Source organism: Pseudomonas sp. CJQ_9 (assembly GCF_043106615.1).
In the GTDB taxonomy this organism is placed as follows: domain Bacteria; phylum Pseudomonadota; class Gammaproteobacteria; order Pseudomonadales; family Pseudomonadaceae; genus Aquipseudomonas; species Aquipseudomonas juntendi.
The window spans coordinates 37,915-57,778 of the sequence record NZ_JBICMS010000069.1 but is presented as its reverse complement, the minus strand read 5'-3'; the positions used below and the strand labels follow the sequence as shown (position 1 = coordinate 57,778).

General features: G+C 61.9%; 21 protein-coding genes. 16 read left to right on the top strand and 5 right to left on the bottom strand.

What is annotated here, in order from left to right; all coding sequences use genetic code 11:
• Complete coding sequence (locus ACF8SD_RS12155) at positions 1 to 789, bottom strand: YqcI/YcgG family protein (protein WP_173889872.1); 789 nt, start codon at positions 787 to 789, stop codon at positions 1 to 3.
• Positions 790 to 949: 160 nt separating this feature from the next.
• On the opposite strand from ACF8SD_RS12155, the gene ACF8SD_RS12150 reads away from it, so the two are divergent.
• On the top strand, positions 950 to 1,870 hold the full coding sequence (locus ACF8SD_RS12150) for a LysR substrate-binding domain-containing protein (RefSeq protein ID WP_173889870.1): 921 nt from the start codon (positions 950 to 952) through the stop codon (positions 1,868 to 1,870).
• A 118-nt stretch (positions 1,871 to 1,988) separates the two neighbouring features.
• Positions 1,989 to 2,480: a GNAT family N-acetyltransferase gene (locus tag ACF8SD_RS12145; protein WP_173889868.1), complete on the top strand. Its 492-nt coding sequence runs from the start codon at positions 1,989 to 1,991 to the stop codon at positions 2,478 to 2,480.
• Between the two features lie 52 nt (positions 2,481 to 2,532).
• Here the strand turns inward: ACF8SD_RS12145 and ACF8SD_RS12140 are convergent, their stop codons facing one another.
• Positions 2,533 to 3,621 carry an asparaginase gene (locus tag ACF8SD_RS12140; protein WP_173889866.1) on the bottom strand — a complete coding sequence of 363 codons (1,089 nt, stop codon included), beginning with the start codon at positions 3,619 to 3,621 and terminating at the stop codon, positions 2,533 to 2,535.
• 400 nt (positions 3,622 to 4,021) lie between these two features.
• Here ACF8SD_RS12140 and ACF8SD_RS12135 point away from each other — a divergent pair, with 400 nt between their 5' ends.
• From ACF8SD_RS12135 to ACF8SD_RS12105, 7 genes are all read left to right on the top strand, one after another.
• Positions 4,022 to 4,975, top strand: coding sequence for a sugar ABC transporter substrate-binding protein (locus tag ACF8SD_RS12135; RefSeq protein ID WP_173889864.1), 954 nt, complete (start codon positions 4,022 to 4,024; stop codon positions 4,973 to 4,975).
• 26 nt (positions 4,976 to 5,001) lie between these two features.
• A complete protein-coding gene (locus ACF8SD_RS12130; RefSeq protein ID WP_173889862.1) occupies positions 5,002 to 6,555 on the top strand; it encodes a sugar ABC transporter ATP-binding protein in 1,554 nt (517 codons plus the stop codon).
• Positions 6,552 to 7,544, top strand: coding sequence for an ABC transporter permease (locus tag ACF8SD_RS12125; RefSeq protein WP_173889860.1), 993 nt, complete (start codon positions 6,552 to 6,554; stop codon positions 7,542 to 7,544). The genes ACF8SD_RS12130 and ACF8SD_RS12125 overlap by 4 nt, the downstream gene beginning before the upstream one ends.
• A 4-nt stretch (positions 7,545 to 7,548) precedes the next feature.
• Positions 7,549 to 8,571 carry a LacI family DNA-binding transcriptional regulator gene (locus tag ACF8SD_RS12120; protein WP_173889859.1) on the top strand — a complete coding sequence of 341 codons (1,023 nt, stop codon included), beginning with the start codon at positions 7,549 to 7,551 and terminating at the stop codon, positions 8,569 to 8,571.
• Positions 8,572 to 8,586: 15 nt separating this feature from the next.
• Positions 8,587 to 9,495, top strand: a complete 909-nt coding sequence (gene rbsK, locus ACF8SD_RS12115) for a ribokinase (protein WP_392483661.1) — start codon at positions 8,587 to 8,589, stop codon at positions 9,493 to 9,495.
• Positions 9,492 to 9,890, top strand: a complete 399-nt coding sequence (gene rbsD, locus ACF8SD_RS12110; protein WP_009685887.1) for a D-ribose pyranase — start codon at positions 9,492 to 9,494, stop codon at positions 9,888 to 9,890. Before rbsK ends, rbsD begins: the two co-directional genes overlap by 4 nt.
• A gap of 72 nt (positions 9,891 to 9,962) precedes the next feature.
• Positions 9,963 to 10,964: a nucleoside hydrolase gene (locus ACF8SD_RS12105; protein WP_392483660.1), complete on the top strand. Its 1,002-nt coding sequence runs from the start codon at positions 9,963 to 9,965 to the stop codon at positions 10,962 to 10,964.
• Here the strand turns inward: ACF8SD_RS12105 and ACF8SD_RS12100 are convergent.
• Positions 10,936 to 11,148, bottom strand: coding sequence for a hypothetical protein (locus tag ACF8SD_RS12100; RefSeq protein ID WP_009685885.1), 213 nt, complete (start codon positions 11,146 to 11,148; stop codon positions 10,936 to 10,938). The two genes, ACF8SD_RS12105 and ACF8SD_RS12100, sit on opposite strands and share 29 nt — an antisense overlap.
• Positions 11,149 to 11,423: 275 nt before the next feature.
• Between ACF8SD_RS12100 and ACF8SD_RS12095 the strand changes: the two genes are divergently transcribed.
• The gene (locus ACF8SD_RS12095) at positions 11,424 to 11,753 is read left to right on the top strand and encodes an I78 family peptidase inhibitor (RefSeq protein ID WP_173889855.1); all 330 of its coding nucleotides are present in this window, start codon (positions 11,424 to 11,426) and stop codon (positions 11,751 to 11,753) included.
• A gap of 443 nt (positions 11,754 to 12,196) precedes the next feature.
• On the opposite strand, the gene ACF8SD_RS12090 is transcribed toward ACF8SD_RS12095, so the two are convergent.
• Positions 12,197 to 12,409, bottom strand: a complete 213-nt coding sequence (locus ACF8SD_RS12090; protein ID WP_392483659.1) for a cold-shock protein — start codon at positions 12,407 to 12,409, stop codon at positions 12,197 to 12,199.
• Between the two features lie 162 nt (positions 12,410 to 12,571).
• A complete protein-coding gene (locus tag ACF8SD_RS12085) occupies positions 12,572 to 12,877 on the bottom strand; it encodes a hypothetical protein (protein WP_392483658.1) in 306 nt (101 codons plus the stop codon).
• Between the two features lie 334 nt (positions 12,878 to 13,211).
• On the opposite strand from ACF8SD_RS12085, the gene thrS reads away from it, so the two are divergent.
• The 6 genes from thrS to pheT all read left to right on the top strand — a co-directional run bounded on the left by thrS (position 13,212) and on the right by pheT (position 19,863).
• Positions 13,212 to 15,134 (top strand): threonine--tRNA ligase, encoded by a 1,923-nt coding sequence (thrS, locus tag ACF8SD_RS12080; RefSeq protein WP_009685881.1) that lies wholly within the window; start codon positions 13,212 to 13,214, stop codon positions 15,132 to 15,134.
• Complete coding sequence (gene infC, locus ACF8SD_RS12075; protein ID WP_012052879.1) at positions 15,134 to 15,685, top strand: translation initiation factor IF-3; 552 nt, start codon at positions 15,134 to 15,136, stop codon at positions 15,683 to 15,685. The genes thrS and infC overlap by 1 nt, the downstream gene beginning before the upstream one ends.
• 60 nt (positions 15,686 to 15,745) lie before the next feature.
• Complete coding sequence (gene rpmI, locus ACF8SD_RS12070; protein WP_003250667.1) at positions 15,746 to 15,940, top strand: 50S ribosomal protein L35; 195 nt, start codon at positions 15,746 to 15,748, stop codon at positions 15,938 to 15,940.
• 27 nt (positions 15,941 to 15,967) lie between these two features.
• Positions 15,968 to 16,324 (top strand): 50S ribosomal protein L20, encoded by a 357-nt coding sequence (gene rplT, locus ACF8SD_RS12065; protein WP_003250671.1) that lies wholly within the window; start codon positions 15,968 to 15,970, stop codon positions 16,322 to 16,324.
• Positions 16,325 to 16,433: 109 nt separating this feature from the next.
• Positions 16,434 to 17,450, top strand: coding sequence for a phenylalanine--tRNA ligase subunit alpha (gene pheS, locus ACF8SD_RS12060; RefSeq protein ID WP_173889851.1), 1,017 nt, complete (start codon positions 16,434 to 16,436; stop codon positions 17,448 to 17,450).
• A 31-nt stretch (positions 17,451 to 17,481) separates the two neighbouring features.
• Entirely contained in the window at positions 17,482 to 19,863 is a 2,382-nt protein-coding gene (pheT, locus tag ACF8SD_RS12055; RefSeq protein WP_173889850.1) for a phenylalanine--tRNA ligase subunit beta, read from the top strand.
• The last annotated feature ends 1 nt before the right edge of the window (position 19,864 follow it).

Below are 19,864 nucleotides of genomic sequence, written 5' to 3'. Positions count from 1 at the left end.
TCAGTTCTCGATCAGTATGTCGGGTGTCGGCTGGTGTGCGGTGTGGGTATGAAACGGGCAGCGCGACGGGTTCAGCGAACCTGCCTCCTGCAGCTGGTACTGCTTCCATTCGTAGTTGTCGGCATCGCCGAACGCGCCAAGGGTGTCGGGCACGACGCCGTCGTTGTAGTGGTGCACACGCTCGCGGATGCGCGCGCGGATGCGCCGGCCGCTTTCGCTGCGGGTGTCGGCCACTTCGTCGAAGTTTTCCCGGGGGTTGATGACGAAGGTGATGTGCTGGCCCAGGTTGCGGCTTTTCATGCGCTGGTGGCCGGGGAAGTTCATGTTGATGAACAACGGCATGCCGGCGTAGCAGAACGACCAGCCGGTATCGGCGGGGTCGGTCGGTATCCCCTGTGGCCAGGGGTGGGGGTCGCGTGCATGTACCCCACGCAGCACCTTCCAGGCCAGTGCCTGTTGTTCGCTCAGGCTGCTGTCGGCTGCTGTCTGCAGAAACACCACCAGTGGGCTGCCGATGCGCTGCCGGGGTGCAATGGGTGCGATGAGGTGCACATAATCGGCGAGGCCCTGTGCGATATCATCCGCCAGCTGCTCGGCGCGTGCGAACAGGATGTAACAGGTTTCACCGTTTACCGCCTTGCGGCCGAACAGGCACGGAAATTCGGGGTTGGCGAGAACGGTGCGAAATTGTTGTACGGTGGTGTACGTCCAATGTTGCATGTCATGACCATGTTCAGCGGTGAGCTCTAGCGCGTCCAGGCGATAGCAATTTCCATATCCCGTAAACATGATTTCCCCAGGCGTGAATTTAAATGAACATTCCAGTCATATGCAGGCAGGATCTTGGTTATATTTGTTTTTTACCTGCATTTTCCGAGACGCACTTAGCGTTGTAAAACGCGTGGAACTATGACCTACTATTAGTCTCACTCATGCTCGGGATATCGACATGTCGGAACGCATCCAGGCCCTGCACGCACTGCGTGCCTTCGAGGTGGCGTCACGCTATGGCTCCTTCACTCGCGCGGCCGAAGAGCTTGCCTTGACCCAGGGTGCAGTCAGCCACCACATCAAAACCCTCGAAGCCATGTTTGGCTGCGACCTGTTCGAGCGCCGTGGGCCCAAGCTGAGCCTGACCGAACACGGCCGCGTGCTGGCCCAAGAACTGAAAGTGGGCTTCAAGATCATCGAAAATGCCTGCGCGTTGTTGCGCCAGGACCGTTACGGGTTGCGCCTGAAGGCGCCTTCCACGCTGACCGTGCGCTGGCTGCTGCGAGCGCTGGATGGGTTCAAGAAGCACGAAGACCACTGCAGTGTGCAGCTGTCGAGCGTGTGGATGGACATCGACAGCGTCGACTTCTATTCCGAGCCCTACGACTGCGCCATTCTTTTGGCCAGCGGGCGCTTCCCTGCCGATATCGACAGCTTCAAGCTGTTCGACGAGTGGCTGATACCGGTATGCCACCCCGATTACATGGCGCAAGCGCAGCCAGCCCTCAGCGACCTGCCGCAGTGCGAGTTTCTGCACCCATCCCCCGACCGGCGCGACTGGCGGCGCTGGTTGGCACGGATGGACGCACTGCACATCAGTATCGACCAGGGGCAGGTATTCGACACGCTGGACCAAGGCATTTCGGCTGCCCAGCAGGGCCTGGGCATTTCGGTCGTCGACCTGGTCCTGGCCAGTGCCGACCTGGCGGCCGGGCGCCTGGTTACGCCGTTCAAGCATGCCGTGGCCACCGGAGACGGGTACTACATGACCTGGCTCAAGGCCAGCCCCAAGGCGCGGCAGATGCACAAGCTGCGTGACTTCCTGATGGGCCAGGTGCCGCCGCTGGCCTACAAGGATATCGACTACCTGTACGGTTGAGCCGTACTGCTTCGCGGTGGCAGAGCGCTGTGGCCAAAGTGCCTTGCAACGGCTGCGCGCGTGCCTGCCAGCGGTTTAGAATGGCCGGCTTGCCATTCTGTTTCCCGGAGCCTGCCCCATGAGCAACCTGCAATTCCGCCAGCCCGTCATCACCGACGCCGAGCGCTGCTACCAGATTGAGGTGAGTGCCTACGAGGGCGACGAGGCGGCCACCCTGGAAAAGATCCGCACCCGTATCAGCCAGTATCCACAGGGCTTCCTGTTACTCGAAGAGCAGGGCAGCATCGTGGGGTTCATCAACAGCGGCTGTGCCCATGCCGTGGTGATGGCTGACGAGGCGTTCAAAGAGTTGGTTGGGCATGACCCGCAGGCAGCCAATGTGGTGATCATGTCGGTGGTAGTGGACCCCGCGCACCAAGGCAAAGGCTACGCCAAGCGGCTGATGAATGAATTCATTGCGCGGACCAAGGCGCAAGGCAAGCGAACCATTCACCTGATGTGCAAGGAGCAACATGTCGAGCTGTACCGCAAGATGGGCTACCAGTACGTGCAGCCTTCGCCCTCCGATCACGGCGGCATGGCCTGGCACGAAATGGTCATGGCCCTCTAGGCAACCGTGAAGCGGGCCTCAGCAGCCTGTGGCTGCTGAGGTTGCTGGGGTATCAGTACTCCCAGAAGATCCGCTGCAGCTCCTTGCTGTCCTGGGTCTTGGTCATCGCCACCATCGCCAGAATCCGCGCCTTCTGCGGGTTCAGGTCGTGTGCTACCACCCAGTCGTTCTTGTCATCTGGCTGTTCGGCGTTACGCAGCACGAGACCACCCTGATTGACGTGCGACGAGCGAATGATCTGCACACCCTCCTTGCGCAGTGCCTGCAGCGCCGGCACTACCCGTGAAGACACCGAGCCATTGCCGGTACCAGCGTGGATCAATGCCTTGGCGCCATGTTGCGCCAACGCTTTGTAGGCGGTGTCGGTCACGTTGCCATAGCCATAGGCAATGTCCACCTGCGGCAGGCTGCTGATCTGTTTAATGTCGAACTCGGAGTTGACCGTGTGACGCTTGGCCGGCAGGCGGAACCAGTACGACTTGCCTTCCACGACCATGCCCATTGGCCCCCAGGCGCTCTTGAACGCTTCGGTCTTGATGTTGACCGCCTTGCTCACGTCACGGCCAGACTGGATCTCGTCGTTCATGGTCACCAGCACGCCCTTGCCTCGCGACTGTTGGTCGCCGGCCACGGCCACTGCGTTGTAGAGGTTGAGCATGCCGTCGGCGGACATGGCGGTGCCCGGGCGCATCGAGCCGACTACCACGATCGGCTTGTCGGTCTTCTCTACCAGGTTGAGGAAGTAGGCGGTTTCTTCCAGAGTGTCGGTACCGTGGGTGATGACGATACCGTCCACATCCTTGCTGTCGGCCAGTTCGGCGACGCGTTTGGCCAGCTTCAGCAGGTCATCGTTGCTGATGCTTTCCGAGGCGATCTGCATCACCTGCTCGCCGCGCACATTAGCGATGTCGGCGAGCTCCGGCACGCCGGCGATCAGCTTGTCCACTCCCAGCTTGGCAGCCTGGTAGGTGGCGCTGTTGGCGGCGCTGGCGCCAGCGCCGGCGATGGTGCCACCGGTAGCGAGGATGACAACGTTGGCCAATTTCTGCCGGGTTTCGGCTTCCTTGGCCGAGGCGGCGGTGGGCAGGGCCAGCAGCAGGGCGAGTGCGCAGGGGGCAAAGGTTTTCAGTGCGGCATTCATCGTTCTTGTGCTCTCTTCCAAATGAGATGGTTTTTGAATCGCGCAGCTTGCAAGGCATCTTTCATACCAGCTTGCGCGCGCTAGGGTGCAGGCACGGCCTTAAGTCGCAAAGGCGCTACGCAGTAGCCCGCAAATCACGGCGGCAGCGCAGGTTGGCGCAGTTGCAGCGCAGCCCGGCGCGACCCAGGAGTGCCATTGCGGGGGGTAGTGTTCCATTCGAGAAACCGAACAGGCGTAGGAAAAGGTGTTCGGTTTTACGGAAAGATTCTGGATAATCAGCGCCAACGGTTTCGACCGCTGACCTGAAAAACGGATTTGACAAACCCCGGTACTGTTTCCATAGTTACGTACCGCAAACGTTTGCGATCCGATAAAAAAACAAGATTCGGAGTCATCGTCCATGAAACTGCCGTTCCCCGGTCGTCTGCTGGCCCTCGCTGTCGTTTCCTCACTCTCCCTTGCCCTGCCGTTTTCTGCCGCCCACGCCGAAGACAAGCCCAAGGTCGCCCTGGTCATGAAATCGCTGGCCAACGAGTTCTTCCGCACCATGGAAGACGGTGCCAAGGATTACCAGAAAAGCCACGCCGCTGAGTTCGACCTGATTGCCAACGGCATCAAGAACGAAACCGACACTGGCGAACAGATCCGCATCGTCGAGCAAATGGTCAACGCCGGCGCCAAGGCGCTGGTGATTGCCCCGGCCGATTCCAAGGCGCTGGTATCAGCGGTGAAGAAAGCCATGGACAAAGGCGTGGTGGTGATCAACATCGATAACCGCCTGGACCCTGCGCTGCTCAAGAGCAAAGGCATCAGCGTGCCCTTCGTTGGCCCCGACAACCGCAAGGGGGCGCGTATGGTAGGTGACTACCTGGCCCATCAGAAGCTCAAGGCCGGGGACCAGGTGGGCATCATCGAAGGGGTGCCGACCACCACCAACGCCCAGCAGCGCACGGCAGGCTTCAAGGACGCCATGGAAGCCGCCGAAATGAACATCGTCTCGGTCCAAAGCGGTAACTGGGAGATCGACAAAGGCAACGCCGTCGCCGCTTCCATGCTCAACGAATACCCCGACCTGAAGGCCCTGCTGGCCGGTAACGACAGCATGGCGCTGGGTGCGGTTTCGGCTGTGCGTGCCGCCGGCAAGGCGGGCCAGGTGCAAGTGGTCGGCTATGACAATATCAACGCCATCAAGCCGATGCTGACCGATGGCCGCGTGCTCGCCACCCTTGACCAGGCCGCCAGCCAGCAAGCCGTATTCGGTATTCAGGCCGCATTGAAAATGGTCAAAGGCGAAAAGCCTGACGTGGATGCCGACAACGTCATCCAGACTCCAGTCGAACTCATTACCAAGTAGCCCCGACCCTGCCAGGAGAACCGGCCATGCCTGCATCGGCCAATGAAGTGGTGCTCGCTGCCAGCGGCCTTGGCAAGACCTATGCCCAGCCGGTGCTGGGCGAGGTCAGCCTGAACCTGCGGGCCGGCGAAGTGCTGGCCCTGACCGGCGAGAACGGTGCGGGCAAGAGCACGCTGTCCAAGTTGATCAGCGGCCTGGAAACCCCCACCACCGGGCACATGATCTACCGCGGCCAGGCCTACGCCCCTGCCAGCCGCAGCGAGGCGGAGCGCCTTGGCGTGCGTATGGTCATGCAGGAACTGAACCTGCTGCCAACCTTGACCGTGGCGGAAAACCTGTTTCTCGACAACCTGCCTAGCCGTTTTGGCTGGATCAGCCACAAACGCCTGCGCCAGTTGGCAACGGCGGCCATGGCCAGGGTCGGGCTCGATGCGATCGACCCGGATACCCCGGTCGGCGAACTGGGTATCGGCCACCAGCAAATGGTCGAAATCGCCCGTAACCTGATCGGCGACTGCCACGTGCTGATCTTCGACGAACCCACCGCGATGCTGACCGCGCGTGAGGTGGAACTGTTATTTACCCAGATCGACCGCCTGCGCGCGCGGGGGGTGGCCATCGTGTACATCTCGCACCGCCTGGAAGAACTGCAGCGCGTGGCCCAGCGGATTGTCGTACTGCGCGACGGCAGGCAGGTGTGTGACGAGCCCATCCAGCGCTACAGCAGCGCCGAACTGGTCAACCTCATGGTGGGCCGCGAACTGGGCGAGCACATCGACCTGGGTCGGCGGCAGCTTGGCGCCCCCTTGCTCAAGGTCGACCGGCTTACCCGCACCGACAAAGTGCGCGAGGTTTCTTTCGAGGTCAGGGCAGGGGAGATATTCGGCATCTCTGGCCTGATCGGCGCGGGCCGCACCGAGTTGTTGCGCCTGATCTATGGCGCCGACCGTGCTGACAGCGGCAGCATTGCATTGGGCCAGCCACCGCAGCCGGTGACCATCGATTCGCCCAAGGCGGCCGTGCGCGCCGGCATAGCCTTGATCACCGAAGACCGCAAAGGCGAGGGCCTGCTGCTGAGCCAGTCGATCAGCGCCAACATTGCCTTGGGCAACCTTGGCGCTGTGTCACGGGCCGGCGTGCTCGACGGCGAGGCGGAAAGGGCCTTGGCCGAGCGTCAGATCCAGGCCATGCGTATTCGCAGCGCCGGTGCGCAACAGGTGGTTGGCGAGCTGTCTGGTGGCAACCAGCAGAAGGTCGTGATCGGCCGTTGGCTGGAGCGCGACTGCCAGGTGCTGCTGTTCGACGAGCCCACCCGGGGTATCGATGTCGGTGCCAAGTTCGACATCTACGGCCTGCTGGCCGAACTGGCTCGCCAAGGCAAGGCCCTGGTGGTGGTGTCCAGCGACCTGCGCGAATTGATGTTGATCTGCGACCGCATTGCCGTGCTGTCTGCCGGCCGCCTGATCGACACCTTCGACCGTGAGCACTGGACGCAGGATCAACTGTTGGCGGCAGCCTTTGCCGGTTATCAGAAACGTGACGCTCTGCTGCATGAGGCAGCCCCCAGGATGGACGTATGAAAACCACACCGCTCGACAGCCAAGGCGCCGCCGTGCGCCGCAACGGTTCCTATTATGGCCTGGGCACCTACCTGGGCCTGGCCGGCGCCTTGCTGGCGATGATCGTGCTGTTCTCGTTCCTCAGCAGCCACTTTTGGTCTTACAACACCTTCAGCACATTGGCCAACCAGATCCCGGACCTGATGGTACTGGCGGTAGGCATGACCTTCGTGCTGATCATCGGCGGTATCGACCTGTCGGTGGGGTCGGTGCTGGCCCTGGCTGCGTCGACGGTGAGCGTGGCCATGCTCGGTTGGGGCTGGGGCGTGCTACCCGCCGCGCTGCTGGGCATGGCCGTGGCTGCGCTGGCCGGCAGCATTACCGGCAGCGTGACCGTGGCCTGGCGCATCCCGTCGTTCATCGTCTCGCTCGGCGTGCTGGAAATGGCCCGCGGCCTGGCCTACCAGTTCACTGACTCGCGCACCGCCTACATCGGCGATGCCTATGCCTGGTTCTCCAACCCGGTCGCCTTCGGCATCTCGCCAGCGTTCATCATCGGCTTGCTAGTGATCGTGCTGGCCCACCTGGTGTTGACCCGTACAGTGTTCGGCCGCTACCTGATCGGCATCGGCACCAATGAAGAGGCCGTGCGCCTGGCGGGTATCGACCCACGGCCCTACAAAGTGCTGGTGTTCGCGCTGATGGGCCTGCTGGCCGGGCTGGCTGCGCTGTTCCAGATCTCCCGGTTGGAGGCGGCCGACCCCAATGCGGGCTCTGGCCTGGAACTGCAGGTCATTGCCGCCGTGGTGATCGGCGGCACCAGCCTGATGGGCGGGCGCGGCTCGGTCATCAGCACTTTCTTCGGCGTGCTGATCATTTCCGTGCTGGCCGCTGGGCTGGCGCAGATCGGTGCCAGCGAACCGACCAAGCGCATCATCACCGGGGCGGTGATCGTCATTGCCGTGGTGCTCGACACTTACCGTAGCCGGCGTGCAGGCCGGCGGAACTGACAACATGGCAACCATCAAAGATGTCGCGGCACTGGCGGGTATTTCCTACACCACGGTGTCCCATGTATTGAACAAGACCCGACCGGTCAGCGAGCAGGTGCGGCAGAAAGTGGAGGCTGCGATTGTCGAACTCGACTACGTGCCCAGTGCCGTGGCGCGTTCGCTGAAGGCTCGTAGCACGGCGACCATCGGCCTGCTGGTGCCCAGCAGCGTGAACCCTTACTTTGCCGAGCTGGCGCGGGGCATCGAGGATGCCTGTGAACGCAACGGCTATTGCGTGATTCTGTGCAACTCCGACGACAACCCGCAAAAGCAGCGCAGCTACCTGCGCGTGTTGCTGGAGAAGCGCATCGACGGGCTGGTGGTGGCTTCGGTGGGCGAGGACAGCGACCTGCTGCAGAGCTTGGCCGGCGTACGTACGCCCATGGTGATCGTCGACCGCGAGCTGGAAGGGGTGGACGCTGACCTGGTGCGCATCGACCATGAGCACGGCGCTTACCTGGCCACCCAGCATCTGCTGGCCCTGGGGCATCGCGACATCGCCTATATCGGCGGCCCCGCCGATACCGGGGTAACCCAGCTGCGCCTGCGCGGTTTTCATCGGGCCATGGCCGAGGCGCAGGCGCCGGTGCACAGTGACCGTGTGCTGCACTGCGACTTCACCAGCCCGGGCGGCCATGCCGCCGCTGCGCAAATGTTGCAGGGGCGGCGACCTACGGCCATTTTTGCGGGCAACGACATGATCGGTTTCGGCGTGCTGCGCGCTGCCGCCGAACGCAATATCAACGTGCCCGGCGAACTGTCGGTGATCGGCTTCGACGACATCGAGCTCAGCCGCTACGTGTACCCGCCGTTGACCACCGTGGGCCAGTCGATCCGCGAACTGGGCGAGAGCGCTGCCTCGCTGTTGCTGGCGCGCATCGGCACACCCCGGCAAGGCATGGCCGAGCAGCGCATCGTCGCCCCGCGCATTGTCTTGCGCGAATCCACCGGGCCGCGCCCGGACCTGTTCAACGATTACCGCTAACGCTAAGGAACTGTCATGAATGCCAAGGTTGTGGTGGTCGGCAGCCTCAACATGGACCTGGTGGTCCGCGCCCAGCGCTTGCCTCGCGCCGGCGAAACCCTGCCCGGTGAGCATTTTTTCACGGTGCCGGGCGGCAAGGGGGCCAACCAGGCCGTAGCGGCTGCGCGCCTGGGCGCCAGCGTGGCGATGATTGGCAATGTCGGTGATGATGATTATGGCCGCCAGTTGCACCAGGCATTGTCCGCAGAAGGTATCGACTGCCAGGGCGTCAGTACCTGCCCGGGCGTGTCCAGCGGTGTAGCCCTGATCACCGTGGATGCCGCCAGCCAGAATTGCATTGTCATCATCCCCGGCGGCAACGGCCTGCTAACGCCGCAGTCGGTGCAGCACTTTGAGGCGTTGTTGCAGGCTGCGCAGGTGGTCATCTGCCAGTTGGAGGTGCCGGTCGAGACAGTGGCCTGGACGCTGAAGCGGGCGCGCGATCTGGGCAAGCAGGTGATTCTCAACCCGGCGCCTGCCACCGGCCCGTTGCCTGTGCAATGGTTCGCGTTCATCGATTACCTCACCCCCAATGAAAGCGAGGCCGAAGCGCTGACCGGCATTGCGGTGACCGACCAGGCTAGCGCGCAGCTTGCCGCAGAGCGCTTGCTGCAGGCGGGGGCGGGCAAGGTGATCGTCACGCTGGGCGCGCAAGGGGCGTTGCTGGTAACGCCCGAGGGGCACCAGCATTACCCCGCGCCGGTGGTGCAGCCGCTGGACACCACTGCTGCTGGCGACACCTTCATTGGCGGCTTCGCTGCGGGCCTGGTGCGTGGTCTGGAGGAGGGCGAGGCCATCGCCTTCGGCCAGCGTGCTGCGGCGCTGTCGGTGACACGCGCTGGCGCGCAGCCATCAATCCCTTACCTGGCGGAGCTGGTGCCATGAAGAAAACCCCGCTGCTGAACGTTGCCCTGTCGCGCACCATCGCCGGCATGGGCCATGGCGATATCCTGGTGATCGGCGATGCGGGCCTGCCGGTGCCGCCAGGCGTGGAAATGATCGACCTGGCGATCACCCCTGGCTTGCCGGACTTCGCCAGTGTGTTGCGGGCCGTGCTGAGCGAGCTTCAGGTGGAGCGGCATGTGCTGGCCGAGGAAATGCAGAAAGTGGTGCCGCCAGCGCTGGTCGAGCTCGAGCGTCTCAAGGGCAAGCTGGGCAAGCGCGAATGGCTTAGCCATGAAGCATTCAAGGTGCTGTCGCGCAGTGCGCGCGCGGTGGTGCGTACCGGTGAGTGCCAGCCCTACAGCAATATCGCGCTGGTTTCCGGCGTCACGTTCTGACCCGTTGACCAGCCGCCGGTGCCGCCCGGCGCGTCGGCCGTTTTTCACCAAAGGCAACAGGAGTGCCATTCCATGCTCAAGCCCTGGCTTCAAGGACTCGCTTTCATGCTCACTGCCACCAGCTTGCAGGCTGCCCCCATCGACCTGATCATCGACACCGACCCCGGTGCCGACGACGTGGTCGCGTTGTTCCTGGCCCTGGCCTCGCCAGAGGAACTCAATATTCGCGCCATCACCACCGTGGCCGGCAATGTGCGCCTGGATAAAACGTCCCGCAACGCGCGGCTGGCGCGCGAATGGGCTGGCCGCGAAGACATCCCGGTTTACGCGGGGGCCGGCCGCCCGCTGGTGCGCGCACCTGTCTATGCCGCAGAGGTGCACGGCGAAGAAGGCCTGGCCGGCGTTCAAGTGCATGAGCCGAAAGCCCCGCTGGCCGCCGGCAACGCCGTGCAGTACCTGATAGACACCTTGGCGGCTGCCAAGCCGCACAGCATCACCGTGGCCATGCTCGGCCCACAGACCAACCTGGCCCTGGCGCTGATCCAGCGCCCGGAGATTGCCAAGGGCATCAAGGAGGTGGTGGTCATGGGCGGCGCCCACTTCAACGGCGGCAACATCACGCCGGCGGCAGAATTCAACCTGTACGCCGACCCCCATGCAGCCCAGGTGGTTCTGGCCAGCGGGGTGCAACTGACCTATCTACCGCTGGACGTCACCCACAAGCTGCTGACAAGCGACGCCCGGCTGCAGCAGTTGGCGGCGGTGAATACACAAGCCAGCAAGCGGGTGGTGGACATTCTCAACGTGTATATCAAGCACGACATGGCGTTGTACGGCATGCCCGGCGGTCCGGTGCATGACGCCAGCGTCATTGCCTACTTGCTCAAGCCCGAACTGTTCAGCGGCCGGCGCATTCACCTGAGCATCGACAGCCGCGAAGGCCCGACCTTTGGTCAGACCGTCGCTGACTGGTACGGCGTGCTCAAGCAGCCGGCCAATGTGCTGTGGGTGGAGCAGGGTGACGCCCAAGGCCTCTTCGACCTGCTTAGCGCCCGGTTGGCGCGGCTGCAATAGCTGCGTGCGGGGCGTAGCGCTCCAGCACCTGCTCGATGAAGCTGCGTGCTGCCTCGGGGCCGCGGTCGCGCACCAGCAGGTCGATGCCGATCAACAGCAACTCCTCTGGTGTGCCAGGGCTGTACGCACTCTGGCCCTCGGCCCACTTGACCTTGATATCGGCATCGATGGTGTGGCTGCTCATGAAAAGCTCTCGCTAGGGGCCCGGAACGAAGGGGTGAACACCTGACCCTGGTGTTCGATGGAGGCGGGATGCACTCCACTTCTTGCAGCAAATCATGGCTTTGCGCCAGTGACCGTGCGCGCTAAGCATATGGCAAACGCAGCGGGTTGTGCAAAATCCGGTCACGATTGCTTTTCCCCTTCGTTGATCGAGTTCAGGCAGACTTGACCGGTTTTGCAACAAACGATGAGCGGAACTGTCGGATCAGACATTCCCATACCGATTTAGGAGGCTTCATGTTCCGTACCCGTGCTTACCTGGCAACCCTGGCGATGGCTGCTGTCCTGGCTGGTTGCAGCACTGGTGGCGATGCTGGTGGTAACGCCGGTGGGGCTGCACCGGCTGCGCCGGCCGGCAACGACGGCCGCTGCGATGCCAGCGGCGCAGACTTTGCCATGGGCAAGCAAGCCAGTGCCGAGTTGCTGGAGCAGGCGCGCAAGGCCAGTGGTTCGCAAATGGCGCGTATTCTCAAGCCGCACGACGTGGTAACCCTGGAGTACCGGTCCGAGCGCCTGAACCTGAACGTCAATGAGCAGGGTGTGGTCAACCGCGTCAACTGCGGCTGATTCAGCTCGTAGGAGCGGGTTTACCCGCGAAAGGGCCAGGCCTGCTGGCCAGTTTCTGCCAGGCATTGTGCGTTGCCGGCAGCACCGTATTCGCGGGTAAACCCGCTCCTGCATCGATCGATGATACCGGCCCGGCTCCGCAGGACTCTCGGCCACCCCCGCCCGTTGTAGGAGCGGATTCACCCGCGAAAGGGCCGGCCCTCCTGGCCAGTTTCTGCCAGCATTGTGCGTCGCCGGCACCCCCGTATTCGCGGGTAAACCCGCTCCTACATCGTTCGATGATACCGGCCCGGCCCCGCAGCACTACCGGCCAAATCGCCGGGGCCGCTGCGCTGCCCATCGCGACACAAGGACGTTTGTACAAAAAAGCGGAGCGCCATGGGCCTTGGGCGCGCCCATAAAAAAACCCGCCACGAGGGCGGGTTTTTTTACAGCTATCCGAATTACTCCGGACGAACCTGTGCAGCCTGCATGCCTTTCTGGCCGCGCTCGGCGACGAAGGAAACAGTCTGGCCTTCTTTCAGGCTCTTGAAGCCGTCAGATTCGATGGCTTTGAAGTGAACGAACAGGTCGTCGCCGCCGCCTTGTGGGGTGATGAAGCCGTAGCCTTTCTCATCATTGAACCATTTGACGGTGCCTTGTTGGCGATTGGACATGGGTGAATCTCCAGAACATTTAGTTTTTTCGGTGGTGCAATGCGGCCGAGGCTACGGAGCACGGGACGTATCATAGTCCATTTCTGCGCATCTAGCGCCTTTTACCTTCGCCGGATATTGATCCAGCTCAAAGATTTACCGGCCGACTTTGGCTTTAAGGTTTCAGCCCTTTGGTGCGCAGGCCTGTTTCACAACCGTTTGCGCTTTCTGCATCAGCTTGGCGTCCACGCCATCCTTGCTGTCCAGGTCGGCAATTTCGGCATCGGTGAAGTTCTTCTTGATGGCTTGGGCGCCACAGTCGCAGTGTTTCTCTGCAGTCGCAGCATCAACGCCCTGGCCGCTGGCCACCTGCTTGCACTGGGCCATGTAGCCGGCCTCTTTCCCCGGTGGGAAGTTGCCAGCGTTCGCGGCTACCGGCAGCAGCAGGGCAGCAGTGGCCGCCAGGGCCAGAAGAGACGGAACTCGCATAACCAGTTACTCCTTGGGTTAAGGTCTCATCAAGAGTAGGTTGCTTCCCAAAGTCTGATAGGGCTTTTTCGGGGTTAGTTCACCCCGACCCTGTAATTTCCAAATATTTCTGCCGGCGGTGCAACCCGCGTGCTAGCATGCTCGGCTTGTGTTCGCGCCTTTGCCGGGCGTAGCCATTTTTCTTTCCAGTCACTCTGGTTCGTCCCTCGCAAGCCGAAAGGCTTCTGCCACTGTGAGGCAGGCTTCCTTTGCAGGAAGGCAGGTCGGATCTTGTACTGGCTCATCCCAACCCACGTGACCTTTGGTAGGGGTCACCACTAGGAGAGGAGGCGCCATGCCCGTTATTACTCTTCCCGATGGCAGTCAGCGTTCGTTTGATCACGCCGTATCCGTAGCCGATGTCGCCGCATCCATTGGTGCAGGCCTCGCCAAGGCCACCGTGGCCGGCAAGGTCGACGGCAAGCTGGTCGACGCCTGCGACCTGATCAGCCACGACGCCACCCTGCAGATCATCACCCCTAAAGATGCAGAGGGACTGGAGATCATCCGCCACTCGTGCGCCCACCTGGTTGGCCACGCGGTGAAGCAGCTGTACCCGACCGCCAAGATGGTGATCGGCCCGGTGATCGACGAAGGCTTCTATTACGACATCGCCTACGAGCGCCCCTTCACCCCTGAAGACCTGGCTGCGATCGAAAAGCGCATGATGGAGCTGATCGACAAAGACTACGACGTGGTCAAGAAGGTCACCCCGCGCGCCGAAGTCATCGACGTTTTCACCGCCCGTGGCGAAGACTACAAGCTGCGCCTGGTCGAAGACATGCCGGACGAACAGGCCATGGGCCTGTACTACCACGAAGAATACGTCGACATGTGCCGTGGCCCGCACGTGCCCAACACCCGCTTCCTCAAGGCTTTCAAGCTGACCAAGCTGTCCGGCGCCTACTGGCGTGGCGATGCCAAGAACGAGCAGTTGCAGCGCGTGTACGGCACCGCCTGGGCGGACAAGAAGCAGCTGGCAGCCTACATCCAGCGCATCGAAGAAGCCGAAAAACGCGACCACCGCAAGATCGGCAAGCAGCTCGACCTGTTCCACCTGCAGGAAGAAGCCCCGGGCATGGTGTTCTGGCACGCCAACGGCTGGACCGTCTACCAGGTGCTCGAGCAGTACATGCGTGGCGTGCAGCGCGAAAACGGCTACCAGGAAATCAAGACCCCGCAGGTTGTCGACCGTATTCTGTGGGAGCGTTCCGGCCACTGGTCCAACTACGCCGAGAACATGTTCACCACCTCGTCGGAAAGCCGCGACTACGCGGTAAAACCGATGAACTGCCCGTGCCACGTGCAGGTGTTCAACCAGGGCCTGAAAAGCTACCGCGACCTGCCGCTGCGCCTGGCCGAGTTCGGTGCCTGCCATCGCAACGAGCCATCCGGCGCCCTGCACGGCATCATGCGTGTACGTGGCTTCGTACAGGACGACGCACACATCTTCTGCACCGAAGAGCAGGTGAAGAAAGAAGCAGCCGACTTCATCAAGCTGACCCTGGACGTGTACAAGGACTTCGGCTTCAGCGACATTGCCATGAAGCTGTCCACCCGCCCGGCCAAGCGTGTCGGTTCCGAAGAGCTGTGGGACCGTGCCGAAGGTGCATTGGCCGACGCCCTCAACGAATCCGGCCTGGAGTGGGAATACCAGCCAGGCGAAGGCGCCTTCTACGGTCCGAAGATCGAGTTCACCCTGCGTGACTGCCTCGGTCGTAACTGGCAGTGCGGTACCCTGCAGTACGATCCGAACCTGCCAGAGCGCCTGGATGCCAGCTACATCGCCGAAGACAACAGCCGCGTGCGCCCGGTGATGCTGCACCGCGCCATCCTCGGCTCGTTCGAGCGCTTCATTGGCATGCTGATCGAGCACTACGCTGGCGTGTTCCCGGCCTGGCTCGCACCGACCCAGGCGGTGATCATGAACATCACCGACAAACAGGCCGATTTCGCCCTTCAGGTGGAGAAATCTCTGAACGGTAGCGGTTTCCGTGCCAAGTCGGACTTGAGAAATGAGAAGATCGGCTTTAAAATCCGCGAGCATACTTTGCTCAAGGTCCCGTACCTTTTGGTTATAGGGGACCGCGAAGTCGAAACGCAAACCGTCGCTGTGCGCACTCGCGAAGGTGCTGACCTGGGCTCCATGCCCGTCGCCCAGTTCGTTGAGCTGCTGAATCAAGCGGTTTCCCGGCGTGGTCGCCAAGAATCGGAGTAATGACTATTAAGCGTGAAATGAGAAACGATAAGCGTGCTGTACCGAAGGCCCCGATCAACGAGAATATCTCGGCCCGCGAGGTTCGGTTAATTGGCGCAGACGGCGAGCAAGTTGGCATCGTCTCGATTGATGAAGCGCTGCGTATCGCTGATGAAGCGAAGCTGGACCTGGTAGAAATCTCTGCAGACGCAGTACCACCTGTCTGCAAGGTGATGGACTACGGCAAGCACCTCTTCGAGAAGAAGAAGCAGGCTAACGAAGCCAAGAAAAACCAGAAACAGATCCAGATCAAAGAAATCAAGTTTCGTCCAGGGACGGAGGATGGGGATTACCAGGTAAAACTACGCAACCTGGTACGTTTCCTTACCGATGGGGACAAGGCCAAGATCTCTCTGAGATTCCGTGGTCGTGAGATGGCCCACCAGGAGCTGGGCATGGAGCTGTTGAAGCGGGTCGAAGCCGACCTCGCCGAATACGGCACCGTTGAGCAGCATCCTAAGATGGAAGGACGCCAGCTTATGATGGTCATCGCCCCCAAGAAAAAGAAATAATCTCCCGGGCACGGCAGGCCTGATGATTATGTGTAATTTTATCGAATGCGGAGTTCCAACATGCCAAAAATGAAAACCAAGAGCGGTGCTGCGAAGCGCTTCCTGAAGACTGCTTCGGGCTTCAAGCACAAGCACGCTTTCAAGAGCCACATCCTGACCAAAATGTCGACCAAGCGTAAGCGTCAACTGCGCGGTGCCAGCTTGCTGCACCCGTCCGACGTGGCAAAAGTCGAGCGCATGCTGCGCGTACGTTAATTCTGGTTAAGATAGAGGAAGTTACTCATGGCTCGTGTTAAGCGCGGCGTTATCGCTCGTAAGCGTCACAAAAAAATTCTGAAGCTGGCTAAAGGTTACTACGGTGCACGTTCGCGCGTATTCCGTGTAGCCAAGCAAGCGGTCATCAAGGCTGGCCAATACGCCTACCGCGACCGTCGCCAGAAGAAGCGTCAGTTCCGCGCACTGTGGATCGCTCGTATCAACGCCGGTGCCCGCACCAACGGTCTGTCCTACAGCCGTCTGATTGCTGGCCTGAAAAAGGCTTCGATCGAAATCGACCGTAAGGTTCTGGCCGATCTGGCAGTGAACGAAAAAGCGGCGTTTGCTGCGATTGTCGAGAAAGCTAAAGCCGTTCTGGCTTAAGTACCCGCGACAATCACCCGGCGGCGCTCGCGGCGCCGGGCATTGAACGTCATCGATAGGGGAAGAGCCTTCAAAGCTCTTCCCCTATTTTCGTATCTGGAGTCTGTACATGGAAAACCTGGATGCGCTGGTCTCCCAAGCCCTAGAGGCCGTGGAGCGCGCTGAAGACATCACTACCCTGGAACAGATCCGGGTTAACTATCTCGGCAAGAAAGGCGAGCTGACCCAGGTGATGAAGACCCTGGGCAACCTGCCAGCCGAAGAGCGGCCGAAAGTCGGCGCGCTGATCAATGACGCCAAAGAGCGCGTTACCGTTGTGCTCAATGCCCGCAAGGCTGCCTTTGAAGAAGCCGAGCTCAGCGCTCGCCTGGCTGCCGAATGCATTGACGTCACCCTGCCAGGCCGTGGCCAGGCCACCGGTGGCCTGCACCCGATCACCCGTACCCTCGAGCGCATCGAGCAGTTCTTCACCCACATTGGCTACGGCATTGCCGAAGGCCCAGAGGTGGAAGACGACTACCACAACTTCGAAGCGCTCAACATCCCCGGCCACCACCCGGCCCGGGCGATGCACGACACCTTCTACTTCAATGCCAACATGCTGTTGCGTACCCACACCTCGCCGGTGCAGGTGCGGACCATGGAGTCCACCCAGCCGCCCATCCGCATTGTCTGCCCGGGCCGCGTTTACCGCTGCGACTCGGATATCACCCACTCGCCGATGTTCCACCAGGTCGAAGGCCTGCTGATCGACCGCGACATCAACTTCGCCGACCTCAAGGGCACCATCGAAGAATTCCTGCGCGTGTTCTTCGAGAAAGAACTGGCGGTGCGTTTCCGCCCATCGTTCTTCCCCTTCACCGAGCCGTCCGCCGAAGTCGATATCCAGTGCGTGATGTGCTCCGGCAACGGCTGCCGGGTGTGCAAGCAAACCGGCTGGCTGGAAGTGATGGGTTGCGGCATGGTCCACCCGAACGTGCTGCGCATGTCTGGTATCGACCCGGAAGCGTTCCAGGGCTTCGCCTTTGGCATGGGGGCCGAGCGCCTGGCCATGCTGCGCTATGGCGTCAACGATTTGCGTCTGTTCTTCGACAACGACCTGCGGTTCCTGGCGCAATTCCGCTAGGCCCAATCGACGCAACTTTCAGGAGAACAGCATGAAATTCAGTGAACAGTGGCTGCGCGGTTGGGTAAACCCGCAAGTCTCTCGTGACGAACTGGTTGCCCGCCTGTCCATGGCCGGCCTTGAAGTCGACAGCGTTACCCCCGCTGCCGGCCAGTTCAGCGGCATCGTGGTAGGCGAGATCCTGGCCACCGAACAACACCCGGACGCCGACAAGCTGCGCGTGTGCCAGGTAACCAACGGCCAGGAAACCTTCCAGGTCGTGTGCGGCGCCCCTAACGCCCGCCCAGGCATCAAGGTGCCATTCGCCATGATCGGCGCCGAGCTATCTGGCGACTTCAAGATCAAGAAGGCCAAGCTGCGTGGTGTCGAGTCCTTCGGCATGCTGTGCTCGGCTGCCGAGCTGGAAATCAGCGAAGAAAACGACGGCCTGTTGGAACTGGCAGCCGATGCCCCGGTAGGCGAGAACATTCGTACCTACCTGAGCCTGGACGACGCCAGCATCGAAATCGGCCTTACGCCGAACCGCGGTGACTGCCTGTCCATCGCCGGCCTGGCGCGTGACGTCAGCGCCCTGTACGACACCCCGGTCAGCCGCCCGGTAGTGCCTGCCGTACCACCGGCCCACGACGAAGTGCGCCCGGTCGACGTCAGCGCCCCGGCTGCTTGCCCGCGCTACCTGGGCCGCGTTATCCGTAACGTCGACCTGAGCAAGCCAACCCCGCTGTGGATGGTCGAGCGCCTGCGCCGCAGCGACGTGCGCAGCATCGACGCCGCCGTAGACGTCACCAACTACGTGATGCTCGAACTCGGCCAGCCGATGCACGCCTTCGACCTGGCAGAAATCAACGGCGGTATTCGCGTACGCATGGCCGAAGAGGGCGAAAAGCTCGTTCTGCTCGACGGCCAGGAAGTGGCCCTGCGCGCCGACACCCTGGTGATCGCCGACCACACCCGGGCCTTGGCCATCGCCGGCGTCATGGGTGGTGAGCACAGCGGTGTAAACACCGAAAAAACCCGCGACCTGTTCCTGGAAAGTGCCTTCTTCGAGCCGATTTCCGTTGCCGGTAAAGCCCGTTCCTACGGCCTGCACACCGATGCCTCGCACCGCTACGAGCGCGGCGTCGACTCGCACCTGGCCCGCGAAGCCATGGAACGCGCCACCCAGCTGCTGCTTGACATCGTCGGCGGCGAAGCCGGCCCGGTCGTCGAAGCGGTCAGCGAGCAGCACCTGCCGCAGGTGGCCCCGGTTACCCTGCGCGCCGAACGCATCACCCAGATGCTTGGCATGGAAATGGACCCAGCCCAGGTCGAGCAACTGCTCAACGCCCTGGAACTGACCACCAGCAAGGCAGCCGAAGGGGAGTGGACCGTCACCGTACCAAGCCACCGCTTCGACATCAGCCTGGAAGTGGACCTGATCGAAGAACTGGCCCGCCTGTACGGCTACAACAACCTGCCGGTCCGCTACCCGCAAGCGCGCCTGGCGCCACAGGGCAAGCCGGAAACCCGCGGTGACCTGCCGACCCTGCGCCGCCTGCTGGTTGCCCGCGGTTACCAGGAAGCCATCACCTACAGCTTCATCGACCCGAAACTGTTCGAACTGTTCAGCCCGGGCGTAGAGCCGCTGCTGCTGGCCAACCCCATTTCCAGCGACATGGCCGCCATGCGTGCTTCGCTGTGGCCGGGCCTGGTCAAAGCCCTGCAGCACAACCTGAACCGCCAGCAAGACCGCGTGCGCCTGTTCGAAAGCGGCCTGCGCTTCGTCGGCCAGCTGGGTGACCTGCAGCAGCAGCCAATGATCGCTGGCGTGGTCACCGGCAGCCGCCTGCCAGAAGGCTGGGCGAACGGCCGCGACGGCGTCGATTTCTTCGACGTTAAAGCCGACGTGGAAGCCTTGCTGGGTTATTCCGGTGCCCTGAGCGACTTCACCTTCAGCGCCGGCAAGCACCCAGCCCTGCACCCAGGCCAGACCGCCGCCATTGAGCGCGACGGCAAGCTGGTCGGTTACCTCGGCGCCATCCACCCAGAGCTGGCCAAAGCCCTGGACCTGGACCGCCCGGTGTTCCTGTTCGAGCTGGTGCTGGGCGACGTGGTCCAAGGCCGCCTGCCGAAATTCAGCGAACTGTCCAAGTTCCCGGAAACCCGTCGTGACCTGGCCTTGATCGCCGGCCGTGACGTGGCAGCCAGCGCGGTGCTTGAATTAATTCGTGACAATGCAGGCGAATGGCTCACAGACCTCAGGCTGTTTGATGTCTACCAGGGTAAAGGTATTGATCCTGATAGAAAAAGCCTGGCCGTCGGCTTGACCTGGCAGCATCCATCGCGCACTCTTAACGACGATGAGGTGAACACTACCCTGCAAAACATCCTCACCTCGCTCGAACAAAGGTTGAACACCACGTTAAGGAAATAAC